Origin of the sequence: Marivirga lumbricoides (assembly GCF_014636295.1) — a bacterium.
Taxonomy (GTDB): Bacteria; Bacteroidota; Bacteroidia; order Cytophagales; family Cyclobacteriaceae; genus Marivirga; species Marivirga lumbricoides.
Genome location: NZ_BMEC01000019.1, coordinates 15,432 through 39,797 on the forward strand (window position 1 = coordinate 15,432; position 24,366 = coordinate 39,797).

General features: G+C 36.7%; 17 protein-coding genes. 15 read left to right on the forward strand and 2 right to left on the reverse strand.

The genetic code is table 11. The annotated features are described in order from the left end of the window. Positions 1 to 188: 188 nt before the first annotated feature. The 15 genes from IEV85_RS22550 to IEV85_RS22620 all read left to right on the forward strand — a co-directional run bounded on the left by IEV85_RS22550 (position 189) and on the right by IEV85_RS22620 (position 22,294). Positions 189 to 713, forward strand: coding sequence for a hypothetical protein (locus tag IEV85_RS22550; protein ID WP_188467540.1), 525 nt, complete (start codon positions 189 to 191; stop codon positions 711 to 713). Between the two features lie 390 nt (positions 714 to 1,103). Continuing rightward, positions 1,104 to 3,662, forward strand: coding sequence for a hypothetical protein (locus IEV85_RS22555; protein ID WP_188467541.1), 2,559 nt, complete (start codon positions 1,104 to 1,106; stop codon positions 3,660 to 3,662). A gap of 12 nt (positions 3,663 to 3,674) precedes the next feature. Then, positions 3,675 to 4,766: an outer membrane protein assembly factor BamB family protein gene (locus IEV85_RS22560; RefSeq protein ID WP_188467542.1), complete on the forward strand. Its 1,092-nt coding sequence runs from the start codon at positions 3,675 to 3,677 to the stop codon at positions 4,764 to 4,766. Between the two features lie 171 nt (positions 4,767 to 4,937). Further along, positions 4,938 to 5,297 carry a hypothetical protein gene (locus tag IEV85_RS22565; protein ID WP_188467543.1) on the forward strand — a complete coding sequence of 120 codons (360 nt, stop codon included), beginning with the start codon at positions 4,938 to 4,940 and terminating at the stop codon, positions 5,295 to 5,297. Positions 5,298 to 5,308: 11 nt separating this feature from the next. Then, the gene (locus tag IEV85_RS22570) at positions 5,309 to 6,496 is read left to right on the forward strand and encodes an outer membrane protein assembly factor BamB family protein (RefSeq protein ID WP_188467544.1); all 1,188 of its coding nucleotides are present in this window, start codon (positions 5,309 to 5,311) and stop codon (positions 6,494 to 6,496) included. A 115-nt stretch (positions 6,497 to 6,611) separates the two neighbouring features. Continuing rightward, positions 6,612 to 6,788, forward strand: a complete 177-nt coding sequence (locus IEV85_RS25260) for a M15 family metallopeptidase (RefSeq protein WP_430623645.1) — start codon at positions 6,612 to 6,614, stop codon at positions 6,786 to 6,788. Between the two features lie 13 nt (positions 6,789 to 6,801). Beyond that, entirely contained in the window at positions 6,802 to 7,899 is a 1,098-nt protein-coding gene (locus tag IEV85_RS22580) for an outer membrane protein assembly factor BamB family protein (protein ID WP_188467546.1), read from the forward strand. Between the two features lie 388 nt (positions 7,900 to 8,287). Then, entirely contained in the window at positions 8,288 to 9,442 is a 1,155-nt protein-coding gene (locus IEV85_RS22585; RefSeq protein WP_188467547.1) for a hypothetical protein, read from the forward strand. 462 nt (positions 9,443 to 9,904) lie between these two features. After that, on the forward strand, positions 9,905 to 10,756 hold the full coding sequence (locus IEV85_RS22590; RefSeq protein WP_188467548.1) for a hypothetical protein: 852 nt from the start codon (positions 9,905 to 9,907) through the stop codon (positions 10,754 to 10,756). Positions 10,757 to 10,824: 68 nt separating this feature from the next. Continuing rightward, positions 10,825 to 12,843, forward strand: a complete 2,019-nt coding sequence (locus IEV85_RS22595; RefSeq protein WP_188467549.1) for a fibronectin type III domain-containing protein — start codon at positions 10,825 to 10,827, stop codon at positions 12,841 to 12,843. 13 nt (positions 12,844 to 12,856) lie between these two features. Continuing rightward, complete coding sequence (locus IEV85_RS22600; RefSeq protein WP_229712700.1) at positions 12,857 to 13,933, forward strand: tail fiber protein; 1,077 nt, start codon at positions 12,857 to 12,859, stop codon at positions 13,931 to 13,933. Between the two features lie 6 nt (positions 13,934 to 13,939). Beyond that, positions 13,940 to 16,861 (forward strand): PKD domain-containing protein, encoded by a 2,922-nt coding sequence (locus IEV85_RS22605; protein ID WP_188467550.1) that lies wholly within the window; start codon positions 13,940 to 13,942, stop codon positions 16,859 to 16,861. A gap of 13 nt (positions 16,862 to 16,874) precedes the next feature. Further along, entirely contained in the window at positions 16,875 to 18,059 is a 1,185-nt protein-coding gene (locus IEV85_RS22610) for a M43 family zinc metalloprotease (protein ID WP_188467551.1), read from the forward strand. Positions 18,060 to 18,074: 15 nt separating this feature from the next. Further along, positions 18,075 to 20,852 carry a DUF2341 domain-containing protein gene (locus tag IEV85_RS22615; RefSeq protein ID WP_188467552.1) on the forward strand — a complete coding sequence of 926 codons (2,778 nt, stop codon included), beginning with the start codon at positions 18,075 to 18,077 and terminating at the stop codon, positions 20,850 to 20,852. A 14-nt stretch (positions 20,853 to 20,866) separates the two neighbouring features. Next, positions 20,867 to 22,294 carry a PorP/SprF family type IX secretion system membrane protein gene (locus tag IEV85_RS22620; protein WP_188467553.1) on the forward strand — a complete coding sequence of 476 codons (1,428 nt, stop codon included), beginning with the start codon at positions 20,867 to 20,869 and terminating at the stop codon, positions 22,292 to 22,294. 572 nt (positions 22,295 to 22,866) lie between these two features. Here IEV85_RS22620 and floA read toward each other — a convergent pair. Both floA and IEV85_RS22630 read right to left on the reverse strand, forming a co-directional pair. Then, a complete protein-coding gene (gene floA, locus IEV85_RS22625) occupies positions 22,867 to 23,874 on the reverse strand; it encodes a flotillin-like protein FloA (RefSeq protein WP_188467554.1) in 1,008 nt (335 codons plus the stop codon). A gap of 1 nt (position 23,875) precedes the next feature. Beyond that, positions 23,876 to 24,337, reverse strand: a complete 462-nt coding sequence (locus IEV85_RS22630) for an NfeD family protein (protein ID WP_188467555.1) — start codon at positions 24,335 to 24,337, stop codon at positions 23,876 to 23,878. Between the last annotated feature and the right edge of the window lie 29 nt (positions 24,338 to 24,366).

Sequence of the window (24,366 nt, forward strand, 5' to 3'; positions counted from 1 at the left end):
AGCTGTGCCTGTGGTGTCTGTAGCTATAGCGAAGCAGGTAATCCAGAGGAGCAAAAGGCTCAGGAAGGTTAATAATACAGTGGAGTTGGCGGATGATGTTGGTGAGCGAATGATTTTTTTGCTTACTTGATTGTTCGATTTGAAGATGAAATGGTTGGTATTGTTAACATACCTAATTGAAAATTGAAATGGAAGAAATAGATTTATTTGTAAAGAAATTTAATCAACTTCTAGACCTCTATCGAGATAACGGAGTTGATATGGGAAAATCTTTAGAACGAGTAGCACAGACTAAAGATATTCAAGGAATTGAGTACTTTTTAATGGGGTATTCTTTTGATCGAGTGTCTGGCACTCAGTTCTTTTCGCCTGTGAAACCACTTAATCTTAGGATTCCAAATTGCTTTACTTGGATAGCCTCTTACCCTAATACTAATTTAGAATATGTTTTGGACGATGATACAAAAGAAGTTATTCTATTTGACGCAGAACAACAGTCTTCAGAATGGCTGTGTTCCGTTGATTATAGAGCTTTCTTTAGATCTCTTTCGATTATAGTGGACGTTAAAATTGAAATGATTCGAAAGAAAGTTTTTGAATTAGATGAATCTATTTTACTTGTTAGCTACAATGAGTGTATGAAAATTAATGGTTTTAATCCTCGCTATTCACTTTTTTATGAGCATATTCTAGGGTTGGAGTTAAGTAATTAGTTTTCATTGATCCAGTTCCTGAATTTATTATAAAACCAGGTTCTCAAATTTCACAAAACTTGACAAATTAGCAGAAGAGAGATTAAAACTTACATTTCAATTAAAGTGTGGGCTAATGATGTTTTAACTAATCTTGCCGCTGATTTCAGTGATAGTTAATTCGTTGAGTATCAAATATCCTTACCGAGAGCTTTAAGCCAATTATTAGATAATGGCGTGAAGAGGTTCATATACCTATAAAAGATACATATTATTATTGTTCTTGCTTATTCCTGTAGGGCAACTGCAAGCTCAGCAAGGTGCAGGCTTTCAGGAAGCCAACCAATTGCTAGTCATGGCTTATGCAATGGTGCTCATAATCCGGAAATAGAGAAGGAGTTGCAAGCTTTTATGGCACTATCTGAAGAGGAACGTGCTACGGTACTATCAATGGGTAGAAACGTTGTAAGTTCCATTGCCTTAAATTATCGCATAGACCACAGGTTAAGTGATCAGGCGAAGGGGGAACTTGTAATTAGGTTTAAAACCCAGGGCGTACCATTGTTTTCCACATTGGCCAATGGAATTATCAATTACCAGTATCGGGAACAAGAAGCCCTTGAGTTGGATATTAATTGTACTATCAACGAGGGTGACCAAATTAGCATGACTGCTGAGTTAGACGAATCCAATGAAGTTGCTTTAAGTAGTAAGTTGGAAAAGTATAATACAACGGTAGCAAACGTAAATGCTGTAGCCACTGAGTTGTTGCAGAGTATGTTTAACGGAGCTACTATTGACGCCATAAAAGCAGATGAGGTAGATTTATTTCTTGCCTATTACGATGCCTTGATGGCGAAATTAGTGGAAGGAATAAGTGGTGGAAGTATGCCGAATGATACCACACAAACAGATAGCGTTCTATTGGTTCAGAAAGAATTGATAATAGAAGTGTTGCAGTATTATAAAGGAGAGGTTAACTTTTGGCTAGAAAATAATGGGAAAGAGTCTTTGGAAGAAGTAGTCTTGAGTAGACTTATGGAAATACCTGATTGCCTTCCAGGGGATGAAGGAAAGATGCAAGCAGTATTGGTAAACATTGACGAGTACCTCGAAGGCCCGGAAGTTTTATTGAATATGGTGAAAGAGAATGATGCCAATAAGGAAGTTATCGAAGAAATTGTGGTACAATTAAATGGTAAAAGCTCCCCCTACCGCAGTGAGATTACTCAGGAAGAATGGAATAGTTTGCTGGAAATGCTTTGTCCGTATTTAGTAGACGATGAAGAACGTCCGGAATTGGTAACCATTGAGCCAATTACGGATACTCAATTTGCAGCAGGCATTGATGATGATAAATTAAAGATTACCTATTCAATAAAAACTACAGATAAATACCCTCTACAATTTGCTAAAATCGAAATTTATAAAAATGATAGTACGCTGGCATATGTAAATAGCGAAATTATTGAAATTGGAGAAGATAAGACGTTTGAATGGGATGGTAAATTGAATCAGGGTAACAATGCTGGGAAATATATAAGATATGACGATAAGGAGTTTACAATTAAGGTACTAGCTAGTGTAGCGTCAGATTTTTCCACTCCTTTTGAGAGCACTACATCAGGACGTGTTCATAAATATGCAGATGAGTGGAATGATGCTTCAGATGACATTAAAGCTCGTATTGTTATAAAAAGTGCGCCAGGAGTTACTTCGAAATTTGAATATTATAACCTGCTCCGTCCACAGATGGTTGTGAAGATCGCAATTGAAAATTTAGATGAATCAGGACCTTTGGGTTATTTAGATAAGAATGATACTACTTTTATGTTCCTAGGTAGGGAAATTAATGTTCATAAGAATTATCAACCTATTATAACTGATATTGAAAATAGTATCATTCAAAATAATGATTTTGCTTATTACAAAAACAAAGTAAAAACTATTGGTAGTAAAACTATTAGATATATGAATCATTCACCTGTTGTAAGCGACCATTCATATGGATTTGCACTCGATATTGATTATGCCAATAATCCACAAATATCAAAAGAGCAGAACCTTTTTCTGAAAATTGTAACGAATACAGATTTTTGGTTTAAAAACTTGTCAGTTACGGATATGAAGAATGCGAGCAATAAATTTAAAAAAAATATTAACAGTGCATCTTTAACTTCAATTATTGAGGGATTTAATTTTATAAAGACTTACAGTAATGGTGAACAAGCTATATTTAACACTCTAAGTATTATTGATGGACAGATAAAAATAGAAGGAGACCCTATATATACCGATTATATTTCGATCTTTCAACGTTCATCTTATCTTGTCAATGATCTATGGTTTAAAGGCAAAGTTACTGATGAAATACTTACAGAGTTGCGGGAAGATATTCCAATGAGATGTAATAGCAATATTGAGAAGGTTGATATTCTTATTGACAAAGTGAGTCGCTATAGAAATTTGCTTGATTATGGGTACAAAAAAGCTTACAGTATGTCTATTAATTTTAACGAAGAATATGTTTATTTGAATAATTATCTTTCTACAGTGAAAGTAGCATTGGAAAAATATAAAAAGGCATTGAATTTAATTATTAATGAAATCGAAGAAACTAAAGAAGATGGTTATTCACCAGCTTCTTTTAATATTTCTTTTGATTGCCAAGTGGTTGATAATTTTGATGGCAGCAAGATAAATGATTTTACTATTTTCACTGACCGCATTAATGAAATATTGATTCATGGAAAAATGGGTATGACTTTTGATTCATATGTGGATTGGCTTAATAAACCTGCAACTAAAACTGGTTTAACCCATTTAGGCAACACTGGTTTTTTTAATATAGAAAACAAACTTGTAAATTATTTTCTTGATTCTCAGAAAATTAATTGGGGAGGCAATTGGAACACAATACGAGATTGGATGCATTTTCAACCTATAGATACTTATTTAAAATTTGACTAAAATAAAATTAACATGAAAATATTTCTAATACTCTTAAGTGCTTTAGTTTGCGAGACAATTCCTGTATATCCGCAATCGATTGAACCGGTTTCAAATTTCTTAAAATTAAAATGGGAGTGTGAAATTAATTTTAGAAATACCTTACCAGCAAGGAAAGAAAATATCCTTTTTATAGCAGATGGTTTTGCTATTGATGCTAAAAATGGTGAAAAAGTTACCTCATCCGGCATTAATCTTTTTAATGATACACTCTTGATACATAGTACCGAAGAGAAATTAAAGATTACCGATATAAAGAATAATAAAATAATCTCAGAAAGAACGAGGAATAGATCATATTACATAGGTCCGAATCAGGTTGAATTGGGTAATGATAGTATTTGGATAGAAATAATTGATTTTAAATTAATTCAGTGTATCAATTTGCAAAATGAGGAGATTCTTTGGACTAAAAAATCTGATTCTCGGATTTTTAACAAGCCTGTAATTATTGGTGATGAGGTATTTTTATCTGATGCAACTAATTTAGTAATACTTGATAAGGGAAGTGGAAATATTATCAGTAATATATCCTTTTCTGGTCCTGTACTTTCAGGAATAATAAGATACCAAGGATTTCTATACATGATCGTTAAAGATCAGGGATTAATTGCTTTTAATTATAATACTAAAAAGATTGAATGGGAAGTGTCTATAAATAGATATTCAAGTAGAGTTAATAGAATTGTAATTGACGAAGAAAGAGTCTATTTTTCTGACAATAATTTACATGCTGTAAATAGATTAGATGGAAGTTTAGTATGGGAAATAGGAGAAAAAGAGGGAGTGTACATTAAAGATACTGGATTATCAAAAGTGAAGAACTATATATTGTTCTATGATTTTGAGGATAATGAAAATGTGCTTACCGTAGCAGACAAAGACACTGGTGAAATTCTATATCAGGGCTCCAATTCAACTGTGGTTGGTGGTAATCGGGATAATCCAGATGGTGTGGCTAAAGAAGATCTTCTACTAATAGATTTTATGGATGAGCTTATTGATGATAACATTCTGATAGGAGTAATGGATAATAAAATATATGGCCTTGAAATATTAAAATAATCAGGAGTATCCCTTTTTTAATAGGTATAATTTTTCCCAGTTAATTTTAACCGCTAAGGGAATTAAAGAGCATTTTTACTTGATAAACATAAACCTGATCAGAATTCTGCACTTTTAACAACCCTTAATAACCTCAAAGAATTCTTCGGTTTTGAAGAGGCTATAGCTAGCTTGAAACAAGCTTGTGAACGCCCTTCTAATGGATCCTATACCTATTGGGTTACAGATGTAACGATTACTCTACCCCGATCTGTACCCGAACCTAATAGCTACCAAGCAATTGGTACGTTTATTGAGTCAAGGAAAGTTGATTACGAGGAAGTTTTTGGCAGTAATAGCAGTTATTCAGGTATTATCAACCTATTAAATAATAATGCTACAATTTTGGCTAAAGATGGTTTTATGTTGATGAGCGCTGAATTTGCCCGTAAGTTCATAGATACTGGGGCTGGAAATATACGATGGGGTGGTAATTACCAAGATTTAAAAGACTTTATGCACCTTGAATATATAGCTGACGATAAATTTTAACAGGAAAAGAGATGAGACGCACACTAACATTCACATTGATTTTATTAATATTCTCCGTTCAGGGAATAGCACAAGTCATCACAAATATTTACGCTGATAAAAGTCTAGCTGAAATATTGCAACTAAAATGGGAGTTCCCTTATGAAGAAGATGATTTTTCATACTACTTCATCAAGCGTGCACTGATAAAAAATGACTTGCTGATCCATCACTTCAATATGGATTTTGTGGTGGATTTAAATACCTCTAAGCAATTATTTTTCTCTAATAAATCTGATCTTCAGATAATTAAGTCTAAGTTGCCCGACAGTCTGCTGGTGTACGACCTCATGGACAAGGTTGTGATCAAAAACATGTATACTGGAGAGATTTTTCTTACTAAGCCTAAGTATAAAAAATTTGGATTCAACCGTCAAGATGACTTTCCATATTTCCTTTCTGATTCCGTTATTTACTACAAGGAAGACAAAAACAAGCTTTTTGCATTTAATCCATTTACAAGAAAACAGGCTTGGAAGCAGGAATTTCCAGAAACGGTCTATACCTTTCAGGAGTACAAAGAAAATTTGATTAACATGACCACCCGCACCACTTTTTACCAGTTAGACAAACACACGGGTGAAATCTTGTGGAGACTTCCCATTATAACAGAGGGAGAGACTTCTTTAAATGGTGATTTAAATATGCAAGATAATAAATTATATCTCTGGGCAGAATCTTTTGGGTTGAATGTGGTGAACCTAGATTCACGTATAATTGAATCTACCTGGCTGGCAGGCCGAGAGAACTCAGAATTCACCATGCAAATGATCTTTGAAGGGGACAGCATCTTTGCCCGCACCCCTATGAATGTGTACTGCATCAGCAAGACCACAGGAGAAGTATACTGGGTTTCAGAAGATGTAAAGATAATTTCAGAAATCACTTTAACCAATGACCATATATTTTTCGAACAGCGCGGTAAGGAAGATTTGGCTGGAGTGGTCACGGCTCTAAATCGTCATACTCATCAGGTAGAATATGCGCAATTTACTTCTGAAAAATATCCACCCGATGATCCGATTAATGGAGTTCGTCAAAACAAGTTAGACCTTACTCGCTTTCGTTTTTTGTATAGCCCTTATCAAAACAAATATTTGTTAGCAGATGATGGTGACAAAGTATATTGTTTTGAGATCATAGAAGCAACAAAAAATTAGCTAGTTAAATTCTCTACATAGTTTTGGTATGATGATTAAGAAATATTACCTATCACCTCTTTAGGCCACAAAATAATTATAAGATATCTTAAGCCAATATATAAATTTATTTGATATTAATAGTACACAAAATGCATTGAATCGATTAGGCAATACTGGTTTTTTTAACATCGAAAACAAACTTGTAAATTATTTTCTCGATTCTCAGAAAATTAATTGGGGTGGAAATTGGAATACAGTACGAGATTGGATGCATTTTCAACCTACATCTTCTTATTTGATTTTCGACTAAAAATTATTTTAAAATGAAAATATTATCAATACTAGTTGGATTACTACTTTTTAAGGCCTTTTCGGTTGATCAAAAATCACCGGAGCCAATTTCAAATTTTCTAAAACTAAAATGGGAAGTTGAAATAGAAACCAAGTATACATCACCTGCCATGAGTGGTCAATATCTTCTTACGGCAGATAATTTTGCTATTGATGCAAAAACAGGGCGAAAATTGTCATTTCCTATTAGTGGTGAAGCTTTGAAAGATTCTCTATTAGTTTATGATAATGAGGAAAAGTTGCAAATCATTAATATTAAGGTAGGTAGTCAGGTTCTTAATAATATAAGAGGGAGAACGAGGTATGTTGGAAAAGAATTAGTGGATGCGACTAATGACAGTATTTGGATTGAAGTAGATTATAAAATGAATACTGAAGCTTTCAATATATATAATCAAAAAAAAATTTGGTCGACATCTTCTCCTTCTCAAATAATCTTTAAACCAATTATCCATGACAATAATGTGTTCATTGTAAACAAGGATGAGATATTAGTCTTGAACAAAAATAATGGTAAAATATTATATAAAATTCCTACAGGTGGACAAGTTCTATCTAGATTGGTCTTTCAGGGTAAGTACCTCTATTTTATTGTTAGAGATAATGGTTTTGTAGCATATAATCTTGATAAGAAAACGGTAGATTGGAAGTTTAATATGGAAAGTTATTCTGGTCATATTAATAAGATAATAATTAATAATGATACCATATATTTCGCCGATAGTAATTTATATGCTATCAATCGAGAAGATGGCAGTCTTATATGGAAGTTAGGTAGTGAAAAAGGAGTTTTTATAAGAAGACCTAATCACTTAACATTAGTAAATGGACATTTAGTTTTCTATGATTTTGAGGATAATGAATATGAGCTTACGGTAGCAGACAAAGACACTGGTGAAATTCTATATCAGGGCTCCAATTCAACTGTAGTTGGTGGTAATCGGGATAATCCGGATGGGGTGGCTAAAGAAGACCTTCTACTAATAGACTTTATGGATGAGCTTATTGATGATAACATTCTGATAGGAGTAATGGATAATAAAATATATGGCCTTGAAATATTGAAATAATCAGGAGTATATCTTATTGAGCATGCCACGGAAACGGCAGGTCCCCGATCATCGAAAAGCGTTAATTTAGCACCCTATTCCCAAAGTGAGCCCTAAACAAGTTGATTATATCAATACTGCATTTCTTTAATTTTTTTATAAAAAATATGAATTACATGCACTAGTTTATGATATACTTCCTAAAAAAGATGTTTTAAATAACCTATCAATTCTGTAAACAGCTTATCTATGCATTTTATCGAATAATTATGAGCACCTCGTAGAATGTTAAAAATCCATTATATATTTACACAATAATTTGAAGAAGCGATATGCTATAACTTAAAGCTGCTTCTATTTACATAATCATTTATCTCCTCTTTAATCATACCAATCAATTTAATTCAAAATGAAAAACAAGTACATCCTTATTCTTTTTATCTTACTTTCTTCAGGTATCACTTCTCAAGTATCCGCTCAAAAGCTAAAACCACTTATTTCTGGTTTTAATTATGATTATGAATTGCCTGCAGGTATTAACCTGCCCGAAGGATATAGAGATTACCGTTCTTTTATTCAATCAGATATTAACATCGTTAGTGAAGAGAGAATATTGTTTTTGCAAGATTCAGTTAGTAGAACGAATTTCACTCAGAAGGACAGACAAACTGCACTGCAACAAGCTCTATTGCTTAATAATGGTCAATTGGCGGCTCAAATAGCTAAGGAAAGGCTACGCATAGGATCGGCCGAATTCTTTAAAAACAATAGGGAAATTGATTTTGCCGTAGAATTGAACGTAAGCAGACTACAATATGAAATAGTGGAGCAGCCTGAAAGTGATACGATTATGAAATTGAATTATCAGGCTGTAGTTAAAGTAGTGGATGCTCAGACAAATGAGGTGTTTTATAGCCAATCTGTTAGCGAGAGCCCCGAGGAGTTAGTAATTACAAAACCTGCTATGGTTCTTTATTTTACTCCGGAAGAACTTTTACAACTAAAGTTTAAAAAGAAAGATATGGAATTGAAGAAGCAGATTTATCACAGCGCCATTGACCGTTTGAACAGAAAAGTATTTCAAAACGCTGTAGACTCTGCCGCTTCAGTTTTAGATGATCAGCTTTTACCCCTTAGAAAGCTAAGTTTTCCTCTGTATTCAGCAAAAGGAAAGTACGACTATGAAAAGCTGGAAAAGGCTGAAGAGATTATGAAGGAAATCTCGCAGGCCAGAAAAGTTCGTGAAAAAACTGTTATGTCACGCGAAGAGGAAATAAGCAAGCTTCGCGAAGCAATTGCCATTTGGGAAGAGGAACTTACTACAGAGGACGGGGAAAATAAAAAGGCTAGAATTAATGCTGTAATTGCAGAAGGTTTGCGATATAATTGCGCAATGGCCTACATGCTTATGCGTGATTTTGATAAAGCCAATGAATATGTTCATCAGCTTAATATGAAACAGCCAACAATTATAAGTAAACCGGAGCATTACCTGCCTATGATGGCCTTAGAACTGAAGCAACTTATAGCGGAATCGGAAGTAAGACTAGGAGACAAATTGTAAGAAAGAATTTAATTTGATTAATATATAATTGCTATTCAACTAAAAAGGGATAGGCTGTGGAGCAAAACTAAGAATTACTTTTTTAAAAGTCCTCATTTTGAGAAATCTTGCGGGTAATATAACATAAAAGTAGCTTAGTCTATAAGTTGGTAAAAGCTACTTTTCTGTTTTCCGAAAAATATGATTCAATGGATTCGAAATGACATGCTTGTCTACACTAAAATTTCTAATGGCTTTTTAAAGTAAGCTAAAAATCCTACTAAGTAATTATAAATACAAATGTAACTCATGGAGTACATAAATTAGTTTCAAATGGATGTTTTCTTACTGCTGTAAGGTTGGGGTATTTTTTGAACAATCAAAGTATGGATATTGGAGTAAATTTATTTTTTAAATAAAAATATTTATATAACTCTCTCGGTATAATCAAACCAAATATATTTAAAATAGACTATTACTTTTATGAAGAAGATTATTTTTGTTGCCTTTTTGTGTACAAATTTCCTGATGCTTTCATGTAATGAAGAAGATGAAAATGTAAACCCTGATCCGGAAACAGAAGAAAACGCAGATTCAGATCCTGAAACAGAAGGAGATGTAGACAACGATCCTGAAGAAGAAAAAACATGTTTAGTTACTAAATTTTACACAGAAATTTATTCTGTAAACATTACTTATGATGAAAAAGAGCAGGTAGACAGAATTAATTATTCACGTCTAGATAATGGTTTTTCCGTTTATCTAGATTATCAGTACAATGATGAAAGTAAAGTCTCTACGATAAATTATTATTTGGAAGATGGTACATTAGTAGGTTATTATACTCAAGAGTACAATAGTGATGGGCAGTTAATAGAAGAAACCTACCATGAAAAAGATTCAGAAACTGATGAAATGTCATTTATAAGCTATCAAAGGTATTCTTACGATGAAAAAAGCAGATTAGTTCGGGTAGATTATTATGATGCTTTAACAGATGAAATTCTAAATCATACATTATATACCAAGTTTGATTCTGTAGGGAACTTTCTTGAAGTAGAATATTATGGAGGAGATGGTACCTTAACTAAGATAAGTGAATTTACCTATGACGATAAACCTAATGCGCGCCTTTCATTAAACGGGTTCTATTATGGCTATGAAGCCTTTTATTCTACTCCTAATAATATTACCAAAATTGTTGTAAAAAATTCAGATGATGTAATTGTAGAAGAAGATGGTATCAGCTTTACCTACTCCTATAATCCAGAGGGCTATCCAACGAAGGCTGAAAGTGGTGATAACACTGTGAATTACGAATATAACTGCAATTAAATCTCAAGAGCATTCAATAAAGGCCTGATTTTCAATCAGGTCTTTTAAACTTCCTTTACCCAGAATAAATGCACATTAAGTTACTGAAGATTTTAATTTCTTTCATTTTCCTGGTTTTCTCGGTGACGGCTGGTTTTGCTCAGCTAGGGAAAATATTGATCCAAAATGAAGAAAGCAGAGATAGTAAAATAGGAATTCGCTTGAAGTGGTATTCGCAGGAATTGACTTATTCAGAAGGAGTGAATTTATACAGAAGGGAAAAGGGAAATGTAACCTGGATTAAGTTAAATGCAGCCCCTTTAAAAAAGAAGGAGAATATGTCTCAGGAAGCTTATCAACAGGATGAAACCCTGGAAGTATTCGTTGCTTTGGCAAACGAGTCTAATGCAAGCGATGTACAAGGCTTGGTTCTGATGAATATTATGGTTAAATCCTTTGAAAGTGAAGCATATTCGGAATTTTTGGGAATCTCATACTTGGATGAGCAAGTTGAAAAAGGGAAGGCTTACCAATATAAAGTAGCCAAAATTGTTGGCTCAGATGAAAAACTTATTGGTTTATCCGATTTTATTGTTGCCAGTAGCTTTACTGCAGCACCTCCAGTACAAGATGTAGAGGCAAGTTTGAATGTAAATAAAGCGGAAATTAACTGGAAACCTGAAGATGACAGGTTTTATGCTGTTAATATTTATAGATCTTCTTCAGTTGACAGAACAAGTAAAAAAATAAATGAGCATCCGGTAATGATTTCTTCAGTGCCTGAAGGAAGTGGTGGTAGTAATAAACCTGAAGCTATGTTTGTGGATGATAGCCTAAAGGAAAATATCACTTATTCCTATTATCTTTCAGGAGTAGACTTTTTTGGAAAAGAAACAGCCCCTTCCAAGATTGTCACTGTTTCCGTAAGGGATGTTACCCCACCTCCTGTACCGATCAATTTAAAGGAAACAATAGAAAACCCCAAGGTGAAACTAGTATGGGAAAATCCTGTTGCAGAGGACTTTTCCGGATCTAATATATATAGAGGTACAAAAAGTGAAGGTCCTTTTGAAAAGATCAACAGCTCTGTTTTACCATCCTCCTCAAATTCTTATGTGGATGAAACAAAAGCGAGTGGAGGATATTATTATTATGTAGCCTCGGTTGACACAGCCGGTAATGAAGCACCTTCAAGGAAAGTGTTCGCTGAAATACATGATATTACTCCTCCATCAAAACCTCAGGGATTCATAGCAGTGGCAGATACTGGTATTGTGGTTTTAAAGTGGCAGATGAATCCCGAGCAGGACTTAATGGGCTATCTGATTTATCGTACGGTGGATAAAAATGATAAGGATAATTTTGTGCTGTTAAATGCGGATCCTCTTTTAGGCAACCAACATATTGAAAAGCTTCCTTTTAATGCTAAAAATAATTTTTTGTACAAACTTATTGCTATTGACTCATCCTACAATAGAAGTGAGCCTTCGGAGCTAGTATCGGTGCGGATGCCGGATATACTGCCGCCAGCTCAACCCTTTATAAAAGAGGTGCGGGAACAGGAAGATAAAATGATCATTGAGTGGATCCCCAATGTTGATGCAGATTTGATGGGGTATCACTTATTCAGGGCAGAAGGAAGTGATACAGCATCCTTTGAGCAGTTAAATATTAATCTTTTACCAGGAAGCTCTTTCCGCTATACAGATAGGTTTACAGAAAGTGGTCAGGAATATTTTTACAGTTTACAGGCTGTGGATAGCAGTGGAAATACTTCAGCCAGGTCTACTATTTATTCAGGAAGACGAAGGGCTGTTCAGGATGAGGAACTAAAAATTACCTTCGCAAAAGCATCTTTTAAAAAGAAAACAAAGGATGTGGTTATCAGCTGGAAGAGTGAAGAAAATGACGACTTCCTGGGATATGTTATTTATAAAAAAGAAGGTCAGGAATCAGCCTTTAGACCCCTGACTGGTATGTTGCAGTCGAGCGACCATACAGATAACCAGGTGAAAGGAGGGTTTACTTATTTCTATGAAGTAAGAGCCTATTCCAAATCCGGTACTGTAGCAAAATCAGAAATATTAGAAATCGAAACTAAAGAATAAATCTTTGATCCTCATGTTTAATAAAAGAATCTTTTTCTTAAAAGGCGGTATGATGCTTTGCTTCCTTTTATTCTTCATCACTATCACTGGCGTAATGCAAGTATTCGCTCAGGTAGGTATTAATAATGTTAGCCCTGACGAAAGTGCTGTTTTAGATCTTAAGGCTACTGATAAAGGGCTGTTAATCCCTCGAATGACTACAGATCAACGAAATAATATCATAGATCCTGCAGCGTCTTTGCTGGTTTATGATACAGATTATGAGATGTTTTTCTTCTTTAAGAATGGTAGATGGTTTATTGTTAATCCCTGGGTAGCAGAAGTGGCTGACGACACTAACCCCACTATAGATAATTATGTGCGTTTGTCCGGAAATGTGGGGATTGGTGTGGCTGCTCCATCTGAGAAGCTGGAGGTAAATGGCAGCATCAAAAATTCAGGTGATATTAATTCCTCAGGAGATTTAACAACAGGAAGTATTACAGCTTCGGGAGATACTGAAATCACTGGTGATGCAACGGTTGGTGGAGATATTGCCGCAACAGGTACTATTACAGGTAGTAAGGTTTATGGAGAGGGTACGGTACCAGTGGGAACAATTGTAATGTGGTCAGGAGCTACACCCCCGGCAGGTTGGGCACTTTGCCAGGGGCAGAGCGCAGGAATTCCTGATCTCAGAGGGCGCTTTATTGTAGGATATGATACTCGTAATGTGGATTACAATACTATTGGTAAAACTGGAGGAGCTGCGGCAGTTGAATTAACAGAAGCGCAAATGCCTGCCCATAGGCATAAATATACAGACTTATATAGAAATGATGGAAATGCCGGTGGAAGTCGATCAGAACGAGGTGGTACGAGCACATCAAGATCAGCTGATACAGATGCAGCTGGAGGCGTGTATATCCCTGGCAGTCCGGAAGAAAGAGACATGTCAGGCAAGCCGTGTATGCCAGGACAAACTACAGGTTGTAACCCTAATCACGGAAGCATAATAAAGCCTGCTGTACCTCCGCGTTATGAGACTCGCGCGCATGAAAACAGACCACCCTACTACACCTTAGCCTATATAATAAAGCTTGCTTACTAATGCATTATGAAGCACCTCTACAAAAAGATATTTCCTTTGATTCTTGCTAAAAAAAGATGTGCCTTATCTTTTCTGTTGCTACTTCTTTTAACTAATCCCTTGTTCTTGGAGGCTCAGACTACAGTTACAAATAAAGGAGAAACTATAACAATCGCCAATACCTCTTTATATATAAATGGAAGTTTAATTAATGATGTAAATAAAGAAGGTGACAGAGATGGGGGTGTTGATAATGCTGGTACCCTGCTTGTTAGAGACAGCCTCGTGAATAAAACACAAAACAACCTTTTTGATCCTTTAACAACAGGAGGCAAAGTTATTTTTAATGGAAGCAATGAACAGGTAATACAAAGTCCCCAATTTGTGCATTTTTATCATTTATTTGTAGAAAAGCAGGGGGGCAATCTGGTTCTCAGGCAATCAATTCGTGTATTAGATTCTCTTTCATTGGTGAGTGGTAGCTTGTTTCTTGGTGATTATGATATTGATTTTACGCCCAGCACAAATGCATCAGGGACCGGACGTATATTCGGTGAAAATAACACAAACAGAATATACACAGGCTTACAGGGCAAAGGCGTAGTGAAAACAAGAGAATATTTAGAAAACGTAGACAATACTTTCAGTCCGGGCAATCTGGGATTGAGCATTACAACTTCAACAGATGCATTTTTTGGAACCACTGAAATTACGCGTGGCCATGGGCAGCAAAAAGGTGCGGGAGATGGCAGTATTTCTCGCTTTTATGATTTTACTCCTGAAACTTCAAGTAAGGCAAAAGAAGTTAGTCTCCAGTATTTGGATGATACAGAACTTGCTTCATTGGATGAAACAACTTTTGGCTTATGGTACTCAGCTGATGGTGGGGTAATTTGGCGCAGCCAGGGCGGAACCTTAGATGCTGCTCAGGACAAGGTAGTAAAGTCAGATGTTCCTTTTTCAACTTTAACGAGGGTAACTATTGGCCCAAGAGATTGTATAGCCCCCCCTGTTGTAGATTTAGGGAATTCACCTTTATATTTTTGCGCAGGAGAAACCATCACCCTGGATGCGGGGAACCCCGGAATGGAATATAGCTGGTCAAATACAGCAACTACACAAACTATTGAGGTAAGTGAAGCGGGAATTTATAGTGTGACTGTCATCAATGCAAATGGGTGTGTAGGTATAGGGCAAATCCAACTGATTGAACAACCTCTTCCTATCGCAGACTTTAAGGCTTCTTACGTTTGTATAGGTGAAAAGACTATTTTCACGAATCAATCGACAATTTCGGAGGGTAATCTTACCTATCAGTGGGATTTTGGTATACCGGGTATAGATACGGATATTTCTACTGCGGAAAATCCGGAATTTATATACGAGGAAGCTGGAACTTATCAAGTAAAACTGCTGGTAAGTTCTTCTTACGGATGTACAGACTCTATCACAAAAACTGTAGTAGTTTCTCCTCTGCCTGAAGCTGCCTTTTCGGTTGATAATGTTTGTTTTGGTGAAACGATAAACTTTACCAACAACTCAACTGTGGCAGCAGGGGGCATGACATACTTATGGGAGTTTGGGGATGGAACTACCTCTTCTGCAGTCAGTCCTTCTAAAAACTATTCCGAGGCCGGCAGTTACAATGTTAAGCTGATAGTAATTTCTAATGCGGGATGTAAAGATTCAATCACTCAAACCCTGGCTGTTTACAGCAAGCCGGTACCAGACTTTAGTTTTACAAGCGTTTGTAAGGGAGATGATATTGCCATAGTCAACAACTCCACGAGTGAAAATGGAAGGCTTTCATACTATTGGGATTTTGGAGACGGTACAAGCTCAACCTCAAAAAAACCATCTAAATCCTATGTAGAGGCAGGTTTTTATACAATAATCCTTACTATAAACTCTCCCTATGGCTGTGGGGAAGTAATAAGTAAAGAAATTGCCATCAATGCATGTCCCGGACCTGATCCGGTGGATTGTAGTCAGTTGAATTTTCAGGTTAATTTAGGACCGGATCAGGAATTATGCCCGGGAGAATTTCTTATTCTGGATGCTGGTAGTGAAGGTGCCAGCTATCGCTGGTCAAATAATTCAACAGAAAGAACCTTAAGGGTAGATCAGGCAGGTGAATATTGGGTGGAAGTGATGAGTGATCAGGGCTGTATGAGCAAAGATTATATAACAATAGAATCTTTAGAGCTAAACCTCGGTAAGGATATTCTTTTCTGCCAGGGGGGAGGTGTAACTTTAGATGCTGGAAATCCGGGGAGCGTCTATAGATGGAATTCTGACCAAGGGTTAAGTGCATTTAATCAAAGTTTAGAAGTGGTGTCTCCAGGTAAGTACTGGGTAACTGTGGAAAGAGGAAGTTGTTCAATCACTGATACTGTGAATGTACGAGAAACGAGCAATGCCATGACGGCAAACTTTTTATCAGCAAGCCTTGTGGATGTTGGAGATACCCTTGAGTTTATTCAGGTATCCTATCCACAGCCTACAGAATTTTACTGGAGTTTTGGTGATGGTACTTATAGTGAAGAGGCAGATCCTTCTCATATTTACTATCAGTCAGGAGATTTTGATGTAAAGCTTATTACAGGTAATGATGTATGTGCTGACACTTTAACAAAAACTATTACAGTGAGGCCTCTTCGAACGCCAGGGGAGATGGAGGTAATCGGAGAAACATTTACAGAGATATTGCTTGTTAAAATTTACCCAAACCCCACCCGAGGCAACTTAAAGCTTGAAATTGAACTTTCTAAAGAGACTGAAGTTGGAATTTCGGTATACAATATGGGAGGTATATTGATGACAACTAAAGAGTTGAATGGGCAATCAATCAAAGAGACATTAGATTTAAATCGCTTCAGTAGTGGAATGTATATAGTTAGGGTGATTGCCGGAAATCAGGTGGAGATGAGAAAAGTAATTAAGTTGTAGAAGCTACTTCGTAATGAAGAAAATTGATAGGTTGTATATTCTTTTTGTGCTTTGCTGTGCATTTATTTTTCAATTAAATGCACAGGAAAGAAGGTGCTCCTTTGATGCACCAAATATAACAACAGAACATCAGCAAAAGCGACAGATGACGGAGATTGAGGATTTGGAAATCCTTCAGGTAAGGGTGGTTTTTCATGTAGTTTATCAGGATGGTGTCCAAAATATTTCTGATGAACAAATCTTCTCTCAGTTGAGAGTGCTCAATCACGATTATCAAAAGACCAATTCTGATTCAGTTAATATTCCTGAAATTTTCAAGCCTTTAGCTGCCAATTGTAAACTCCAATTTGTTTTAGCGCAACAAGATGAGCTCGGGATACCTTCCAATGGAATTACCCGCACACAAACTACACATGGCCCTTTCGGAAACAACGATATTCACTTTACTGAACTTGGTGGAAAGGATGCATGGAATACTGAAAAATATCTCAATATATGGATTTGTAACCTGGCGCCAGGTGTTTTAGGATATGCCACACCACCCGGCACAGCTAAAGAAGAAGATGGTGTTGTCATTCATTATGAAAATATAGGGACTTTAGGCTCAGCTAAAATTCCTTACGAGGGTGGCCGAACTTTAACACATGAAGTAGGTCATTATTTAGGCTTGCAACATATCTGGGGAACTAGAGGAGGATGTGATGATGACGATGGAATTGAAGATACCCCCATTCAGGCAGATGCAATCTATGATTGCAGCGAAAGCAAGTTTTCCTGCGGTAGTCAGGACATGGTTCAAAATTTTATGAATCTTGCTGAAGATGATTGCTTAAACTTTTTCACGAAAGGTCAGGCTACCGTGATGCGCTCAGTCTTACTAAATGAAAGACAGGGAGTGATAGACACAAGTAGCCTGGTGCTAAGTATAAACAAAGGTAGCTTTGCAGGCAGTTTATCAGTTGTTCCTCTCAGAGGACAAAAGACAAGATATGAGATAAAAGGTTTGGAAAACTCTTCAATAAAATCAATTGCTGTTTTCAGTCAGAGTGGAACCAACCTTTTAAGCAGGTATCTCTTAGGCGTAAAGTCTTCTCAGAAATTAGAGATAGACCTTGAGGGGTACCCGGAAGGTATTTATTTTATTCAGGTTGCCACAAGAGAAAAAATATATACAAAACGAATTTTACATCTATTATAAAAGTATTCAATTAAAATGAAGAACAGTAAAAAACTCTGCTCTCTTTGCCTAACTCTTTTGAGCTTCCTGATGATTAGTTTCTCAGCCATTGCTCAACCGTGTTTGCAGGGATGGACCTACAGAGTACCTATAAATGTTGATAATTCGACCTCGGCTGTTGCCTTAAGCAATTTCCAGGTTTCTTTTGAGCTAAACACGCAGGAGTTAATTGCAGCAGGTAAATTAAATTACGATGGGAGCGACCTTCGAATTTTGTCTGCCGGTGGTAGTGTGCTTCCACACTGGATTGAAAAGCCTACCTTCAATACTCCTCAAACAAGAATATGGGTTAAAGTAGCTTCTATTCCTGCTAATGCAGTGGAAACCATTTACGCTTTTTATGGCAGGCCAGCTGCCCAGAATATCAGTAGCGGAGAAAATACATTTGAATTTTTTGATGATTTTCAGGATGTTGTAGTAAATACAAATAAGTGGGTCACCTGTAATGAAGGTGATTTCTCTGTGGCAAATAACTACCTGACTCTTTCTTCAACCACGTTAGCTACAGAGAAAGCCACTATGGTATCTCATGCTACTTTCACGCAACCCGTGGTGAGCGAAATGTATGTCAATTCAGTAAGTGGTTCAGGTGGTGCTTTTATAGGGTTACTAAGTCCCGCTAGTTATAACGGATACGGCCTTTTCTATAATGCTAGTCCTGCAACAACTATGCGAATGAAGCTTTTTTCAAGCGATCCGGCCTGTTTTGTCGCGGCAAATGAAAGTCCGTCCCCCAATGCTGTTTCAGCTTTACAAACTCAGGGAGTCTGGCTGTTCGCTTGGCCTCAAACCGCTAGTCAGTTTATTGATTGGCCGGGAGCTTCTTCCCACCCTTTAACAAGGGCAGATGCTACCTATGCCTTACCATCTGCTACAGCAATTGCCATAGGAAATATGGATGTAAATGGAAGTGTTCAGCTTGACTGGGTGCGTGTACGAAAGTTTGCTGAAATTGAGCCCTCTACTTCTATTGGAGTAGAAGTTGCGTCTGTTACCTCTGCTACGGCAGGTAATAACGGGCCGCTTTGTACCGGGCAAACGCTTCAGCTAACGGCTTCTGCAGTTGCAGGAGTTCAATATGCATGGACAGGTCCGAATGGCTTTACCTCAGGTTTGCAGAACCCGGAAATTATAAATGTAAGTACAGCTATGGCTGGTACTTACGAGGTGGTAGTAAGCATTCCATCAGGTTGCTCCTCTGTTCAAGCCACTACGGAAGTAAACATAAGTGCACCTACTGTAGCTGGTACAATCACAGGTGATGCAACAGTATGTGCAGGCAGTAATACAGGCTCTATTTTACTTTCAGGGAATACAGGAGAGGTTAGGCGTTGGGAGTTTTCTAATTCCGGGGCAGAGCCATGGGGTACAATCAATAATACAAGCACAGCATTAAGCTATACGAACTTAGTGGCAACTACCCATTTCAGAGCTGTTGTTCAAAATGGAGCCTGTGAAGAAAAAGTATCTAACACAGTAATTATTGAAGTGAGCCCAACTACCAATGGTGGAAAAGCAATAGGCTCAACAACTACCTGTAGCGAAGAAAATTCGGGTATCATTCTTTTATCCGGCCAGATCGGGAAAGTGTTAGAATGGCAATCGTCAGCTGACAATTGGGTAAGTATCAATACAATCAATGAAACAACTGAGTCCTTATCCTACAATAACTTAACAGAAACAACCCAATTCAGAGCAGTAGTTCAAAGTGGAGTTTGTGAGCTTAAATATTCTGAACCGGCAGTAGTGACAGTTAGCCCTTTGCCAGTGGTAACTTTTGCGGCACAGGCAGTTTGTGATGGAAGCCCCACTTCCTTTATCAATAACAGTACTATAGCGTCCGGGAGTATTTCGAGCTACCTTTGGGATTTTGGTGATGGTACAAGCTCCATTGAACGAAACCCTATAAAACAGTACCTCAATAAAGGTGCATATACAGTAAAATTAACAGCGACTTCCGATAAGGGCTGTCAGGCATATATTTTAAAAACAGTAACTGTCAATGAATTTCCGGTTGCTAACTTTTCTCTGGAAGATGTTTGCTTCGGTGATCCGGTAGAAGTGAATAACTCGTCTTCATATGGTTCAGGAGCCTTAACTTATTCATGGAATTTTGGGGATGGTTCTACCTCAGAGTTAACAGCCCCTTCTCATAAGTATGCGGGGCCGGGTATTTATTCGGTTAAGCTAATTGTTAGCACAGAATTAGGATGTGAAGATTCTCTTACCCGCTATGTGGAAGTATTTGGTGCTCCGTTAGCAGATGCAGGTACGGATACCGCAATTAGTAAAGGGTTCAATGTGCAGCTATCTGCAAAAGGAGGTGTAGACTATAGATGGGAACCTATTACTGGTTTAAGTAACTCAAACATATCAAACCCAATAGCTTCTCCTCTTGAAACGACAACTTATACGGTAACAGTAACAGATGAAAATGGCTGTAATAGTTCCGATGAGGTAACGGTTTTTGTTGAAAATGATTACAGAGTATACGTTTCTAATGTGCTTACACCGGATGGAAATGGTGTAAACGATACCTGGATTATTAAGAATATTGAAAATTTTGGTGAGTGCAATGTTTATGTTTTCGACCGATGGGGTGAAGAAGTCTATTCAAAAAAAGCATATAAAAATGACTGGAATGGCTTCAGAGGAACTGATATCCTTCCAGATGGCACTTATTATTACTTAATAACCTTTGAAGACTCTAATAAGCAGTATAAGGGAGCATTAACAATTTTACGAAATCAGTAATAGAAGCCGGTTCAATGAAAAGATTAATAATAATATTGTTTTTAGGTAGCATACAACAGCTGTGGGCACAACAAGCTCCAGGGTTTAACCAGTATTTTAGAAACCCCTTTCTTCTTAATCCGTCAACAGCGGGTTTTCAACCATCACCGGAGTTAATGATTCTCTATCGTAAACAGTGGGCGGACATTGCAGGAGCACCCACCACCCAGGCTCTAACTTTTACGAGTCCGATTAAAAATCAAAGGATGGGGGTAGGGGTATATGTATATAATGATGTGGTAAATATTTTGGGCAAAACAGGTGCTCTTCTTGCTTACAGATACTCAGTGCCATTAGCGAAAAAACACCAACTTTCATTTGGACTGGCAGCAGGTTTGACTGATAGCCGTATTTATTTTGATCGAATAAGAGCAGAAGATCCTTTTGAGGAAAGCTTATTACTTAACTCCGAAAGGGGAGCTTATGTTGACGGAAACCTGGGCATTCATTATCAATTTAAGGAACTTAAAATAGGTCTGGCAGCTCAGCAATTATTTGAAAATACCGTGCAATTTGAAAATACTGCAGATGAGAAATTTCTTGCTTATAACTTGATCCGTCACTATATGATAACAGCAGCTTATAGCTTTCGCCTAAGTAATACAGTAACTATAGACCCGTACTTGTTGATGAAGTCAGCTCAAGGTCTACCTTCACAAGTGGATGTTAATGCTATCTTTAAATATAGGGAAAATAGTTGGTTAGCACTGAGTTATCGAAACAATACAGCCGCAGCTGTTTCACTGGGAACTGATTTTGAAGAGAGATATACTGTTGGTTATTCTTATGAAATGCCAATAAATTCCCTGGCAGGGGTAGGCGGAAGCACACATGAAGTTATGGTGGGAATCCGTTTTGGAAAATCCTCTTCATCATTACAGGGAACAACAGTAGGTAAAGATGAAAATACTGCTAGTGACTATAAAAAAGCGGTGCAAGAGCAATATGAATTAATTGATCAGCTTCAACAAAGTAACGAAGTACTGAAGAAAGAGGTTGAACAGAATAAGGAGACAATTCAAAATCAAAAAGAAGAAATTGATGAGCTTAAAAAGGTCAGACAGGAAGACTTGGAAGAAATTGAAAAGATAATTGAAAAGGTAAAAGTTGGAGAACAGGAAACCGGTGAGAGTGAAGGAGAAGAAAGAAAGTATTATGCCATAGTAGGGGCTTTCAAAACTTTGAAATATGCTAAACTATTCCAGAAAATTCTGCTGCGTGAGCTAAATTTAGAGACCTCTGTTGTTCAAAGTCAGCGTATTTCTGGAGTGAACTACTTCTTTATATATACAAATAGTCATGTAGATTTCCTGGAGGCACAAAAAGAAATCAATAACTTAAGCAGAATGGATTCAAAAGGTATTATCATTGGCAACCCCTGGATTTATCAAATGAGTAAATGAAAATCTAATTGAATACTAATAATCTCATAGTAGGCAGAGCTTTTGCAGACAATAAAACAAAATAATGTCGCTAAATTTAAAGAGGGTTTACGTTTGGCTAAAAAAATCTCAGGTACAATTTATAACTTTTTTAGAACTATTTCCTTCATCGTTTTGAAAGCAGGATTTTCCTTTCTTTTTATGCAACGCATTCATTGGATGTAGCTTTTTTCTTCCATATAATTCAACCAGCTCTCCCTGGTTAGGTTAAGGCATCTCAGAGATATAGCTATTCTATGACTCGATTTGATTATTAAAACAGGTATAAATTGAACTCAAGGGGGGGGAATAGAAGGATCATTTGATACTATTGAAAACAGAATATGTCAGTTAGAAATGGACAGGATATTGATTTACAAGTTTTCGAATTTCAATTGAACATGGTAAAATATAACAATTGGTTAAGGTAAAACAGCGAGAGATTGAAAAAATACTAAACCCACTATCTAAACATTTATTGATCAAAATATAAGACAAAAAAAAGCCTGATTTTGAGATCAGGCTTCGTAAATTTAAAATAATGGAGATTTTTATCAATCTTCTTTCTTTTTACCGGTATCAGGTTTCTTTCTGGAGCTTCCTCCTTTGTCAGCACCTGAAATAGACTCTCTCATATCAGTATCAGCCTGAATATTCTTCATTCTGTAATAATCCATAATCCCCAGATTCCCATTCCTGAATGATTCAGCAATAGCTTGAGGAACCTGAGCCTCTGCTTCTATTACTTTGGCTTTAGCTTCCTGAGCTTTTGCTTTCATTTCCTGCTCTTCAGCAACGGCCATTGCTCTTCTTTCTTCTGCTTTAGCTTCTGCAACTTTTAAATCGGCAGAAGCCTGATCCGTCTGTAGTTTGGCGCCAATGTTTGCTCCAACATCTACGTCAGCAATATCGATGGATAGAATTTCAAAAGCTGTACCAGCATCCAAGCCACGTTGTAACACTAGTTTTGAAATCTTGTCCGGATTTTCCAGTACATTTTTATGCGAAGCTGCAGAACCAATGGAGGTAACAATACCTTCTCCAACTCTGGCCAAAATAGTGTCTTCTCCAGCACCACCTACTAATTGCTGTATGTTTGCACGCACTGTAACCCTTGCTATAGCGATTAATTGAATTCCATCGGCTGCTACGGCAGCAACTTTTGGTGTTGTGATAACTTTAGGGTTTACAGAGATTTGAACAGCTTCAAATACATCTCTACCCGCCAAATCAATAGCAGTAGCTTGTTTGAAACCTAAGGTAATGTTGGCTTTGTCAGCAGAAATAAGTGCCTTTATAACTGTAGGTACATTTCCTCCCGCCAGGTAGTGGGTTTCCAGCTCATTAGTGGTTACTTCCAATCCTGCTTTTGTAGCTGTAATCATTGATTCCACAATAATTCGTGGAGGAACCTTTCTGATTCGCATGAAAACAAGCTCAAATAAACCTACCTTCACACCGGAGAAGATAGCAGTTATCCAGAGGTTAATGGGTACAAAATAGAGAAATACAAATAACAGTATGATACCTGCTATTACTATAAAAATTATCGATGCGTCCATATTATTTAATTGGTTCTACAAATATTCGTTTATTATCAATTTTAACTATTTGAATAGGTTCTCCGGAGCCAATCCAGTCCCCTTTACTTCTTACTTCGTAAATCTTGCCAAAAATCTCAGCTTTTCCTATAGGCTTCAAATCTGATACAGCTTTTCCTATTTCGCCTACCTGAAAAGTATAGATATCCTGATCGTTTACTTTACTGCTGCTGATTGATTTTAAAGAAAATCTCTCCCATGATTTTGATTTGAAGCTATAGACAATAGCTAAAATAGTTACAATGCCCGTTCCTGCAACAGACCAATAACCGGCTGTATTGCCATAGTCATTAAATATCATGAATATCCCGCATATCATAAGGATAAGACCTAATATTCCGACTAAAGTAGTTCCGGGTACAAATATGATTTCGGCAATGATGAGTATCAAACCCACAAAAATCAGCAAGATAATTCCTATCATATTGAAAAATTAAATCTAAAAATAAGAAA

Bases quoted from the DNA above. Each gene is read 5' to 3' on its own strand.
- IEV85_RS22550 (WP_188467540.1), top strand. From the start codon at position 189: ATGGAAGAAATAGATTTATTTGTAAAGAAATTTAATCAACTTCTAGAC.
- IEV85_RS22555 (WP_188467541.1), top strand. From the start codon at position 1,104: ATGGCACTATCTGAAGAGGAACGTGCTACGGTACTATCAATGGGTAGA.
- IEV85_RS22560 (WP_188467542.1), top strand. From the start codon at position 3,675: ATGAAAATATTTCTAATACTCTTAAGTGCTTTAGTTTGCGAGACAATT.
- IEV85_RS22570 (WP_188467544.1), top strand. From the start codon at position 5,309: ATGAGACGCACACTAACATTCACATTGATTTTATTAATATTCTCCGTT.
- IEV85_RS22580 (WP_188467546.1), top strand. From the start codon at position 6,802: ATGAAAATATTATCAATACTAGTTGGATTACTACTTTTTAAGGCCTTT.
- IEV85_RS22585 (WP_188467547.1), top strand. From the start codon at position 8,288: ATGAAAAACAAGTACATCCTTATTCTTTTTATCTTACTTTCTTCAGGT.
- IEV85_RS22590 (WP_188467548.1), top strand. From the start codon at position 9,905: ATGAAGAAGATTATTTTTGTTGCCTTTTTGTGTACAAATTTCCTGATG.
- IEV85_RS22595 (WP_188467549.1), top strand. From the start codon at position 10,825: ATGCACATTAAGTTACTGAAGATTTTAATTTCTTTCATTTTCCTGGTT.
- IEV85_RS22600 (WP_229712700.1), top strand. From the start codon at position 12,857: ATGTTTAATAAAAGAATCTTTTTCTTAAAAGGCGGTATGATGCTTTGC.
- IEV85_RS22605 (WP_188467550.1), top strand. From the start codon at position 13,940: ATGAAGCACCTCTACAAAAAGATATTTCCTTTGATTCTTGCTAAAAAA.
- IEV85_RS22610 (WP_188467551.1), top strand. From the start codon at position 16,875: ATGAAGAAAATTGATAGGTTGTATATTCTTTTTGTGCTTTGCTGTGCA.
- IEV85_RS22615 (WP_188467552.1), top strand. From the start codon at position 18,075: ATGAAGAACAGTAAAAAACTCTGCTCTCTTTGCCTAACTCTTTTGAGC.
- IEV85_RS22620 (WP_188467553.1), top strand. From the start codon at position 20,867: ATGAAAAGATTAATAATAATATTGTTTTTAGGTAGCATACAACAGCTG.
- floA (WP_188467554.1), bottom strand. From the start codon at position 23,874: ATGGACGCATCGATAATTTTTATAGTAATAGCAGGTATCATACTGTTA.
- IEV85_RS22630 (WP_188467555.1), bottom strand. From the start codon at position 24,337: ATGATAGGAATTATCTTGCTGATTTTTGTGGGTTTGATACTCATCATT.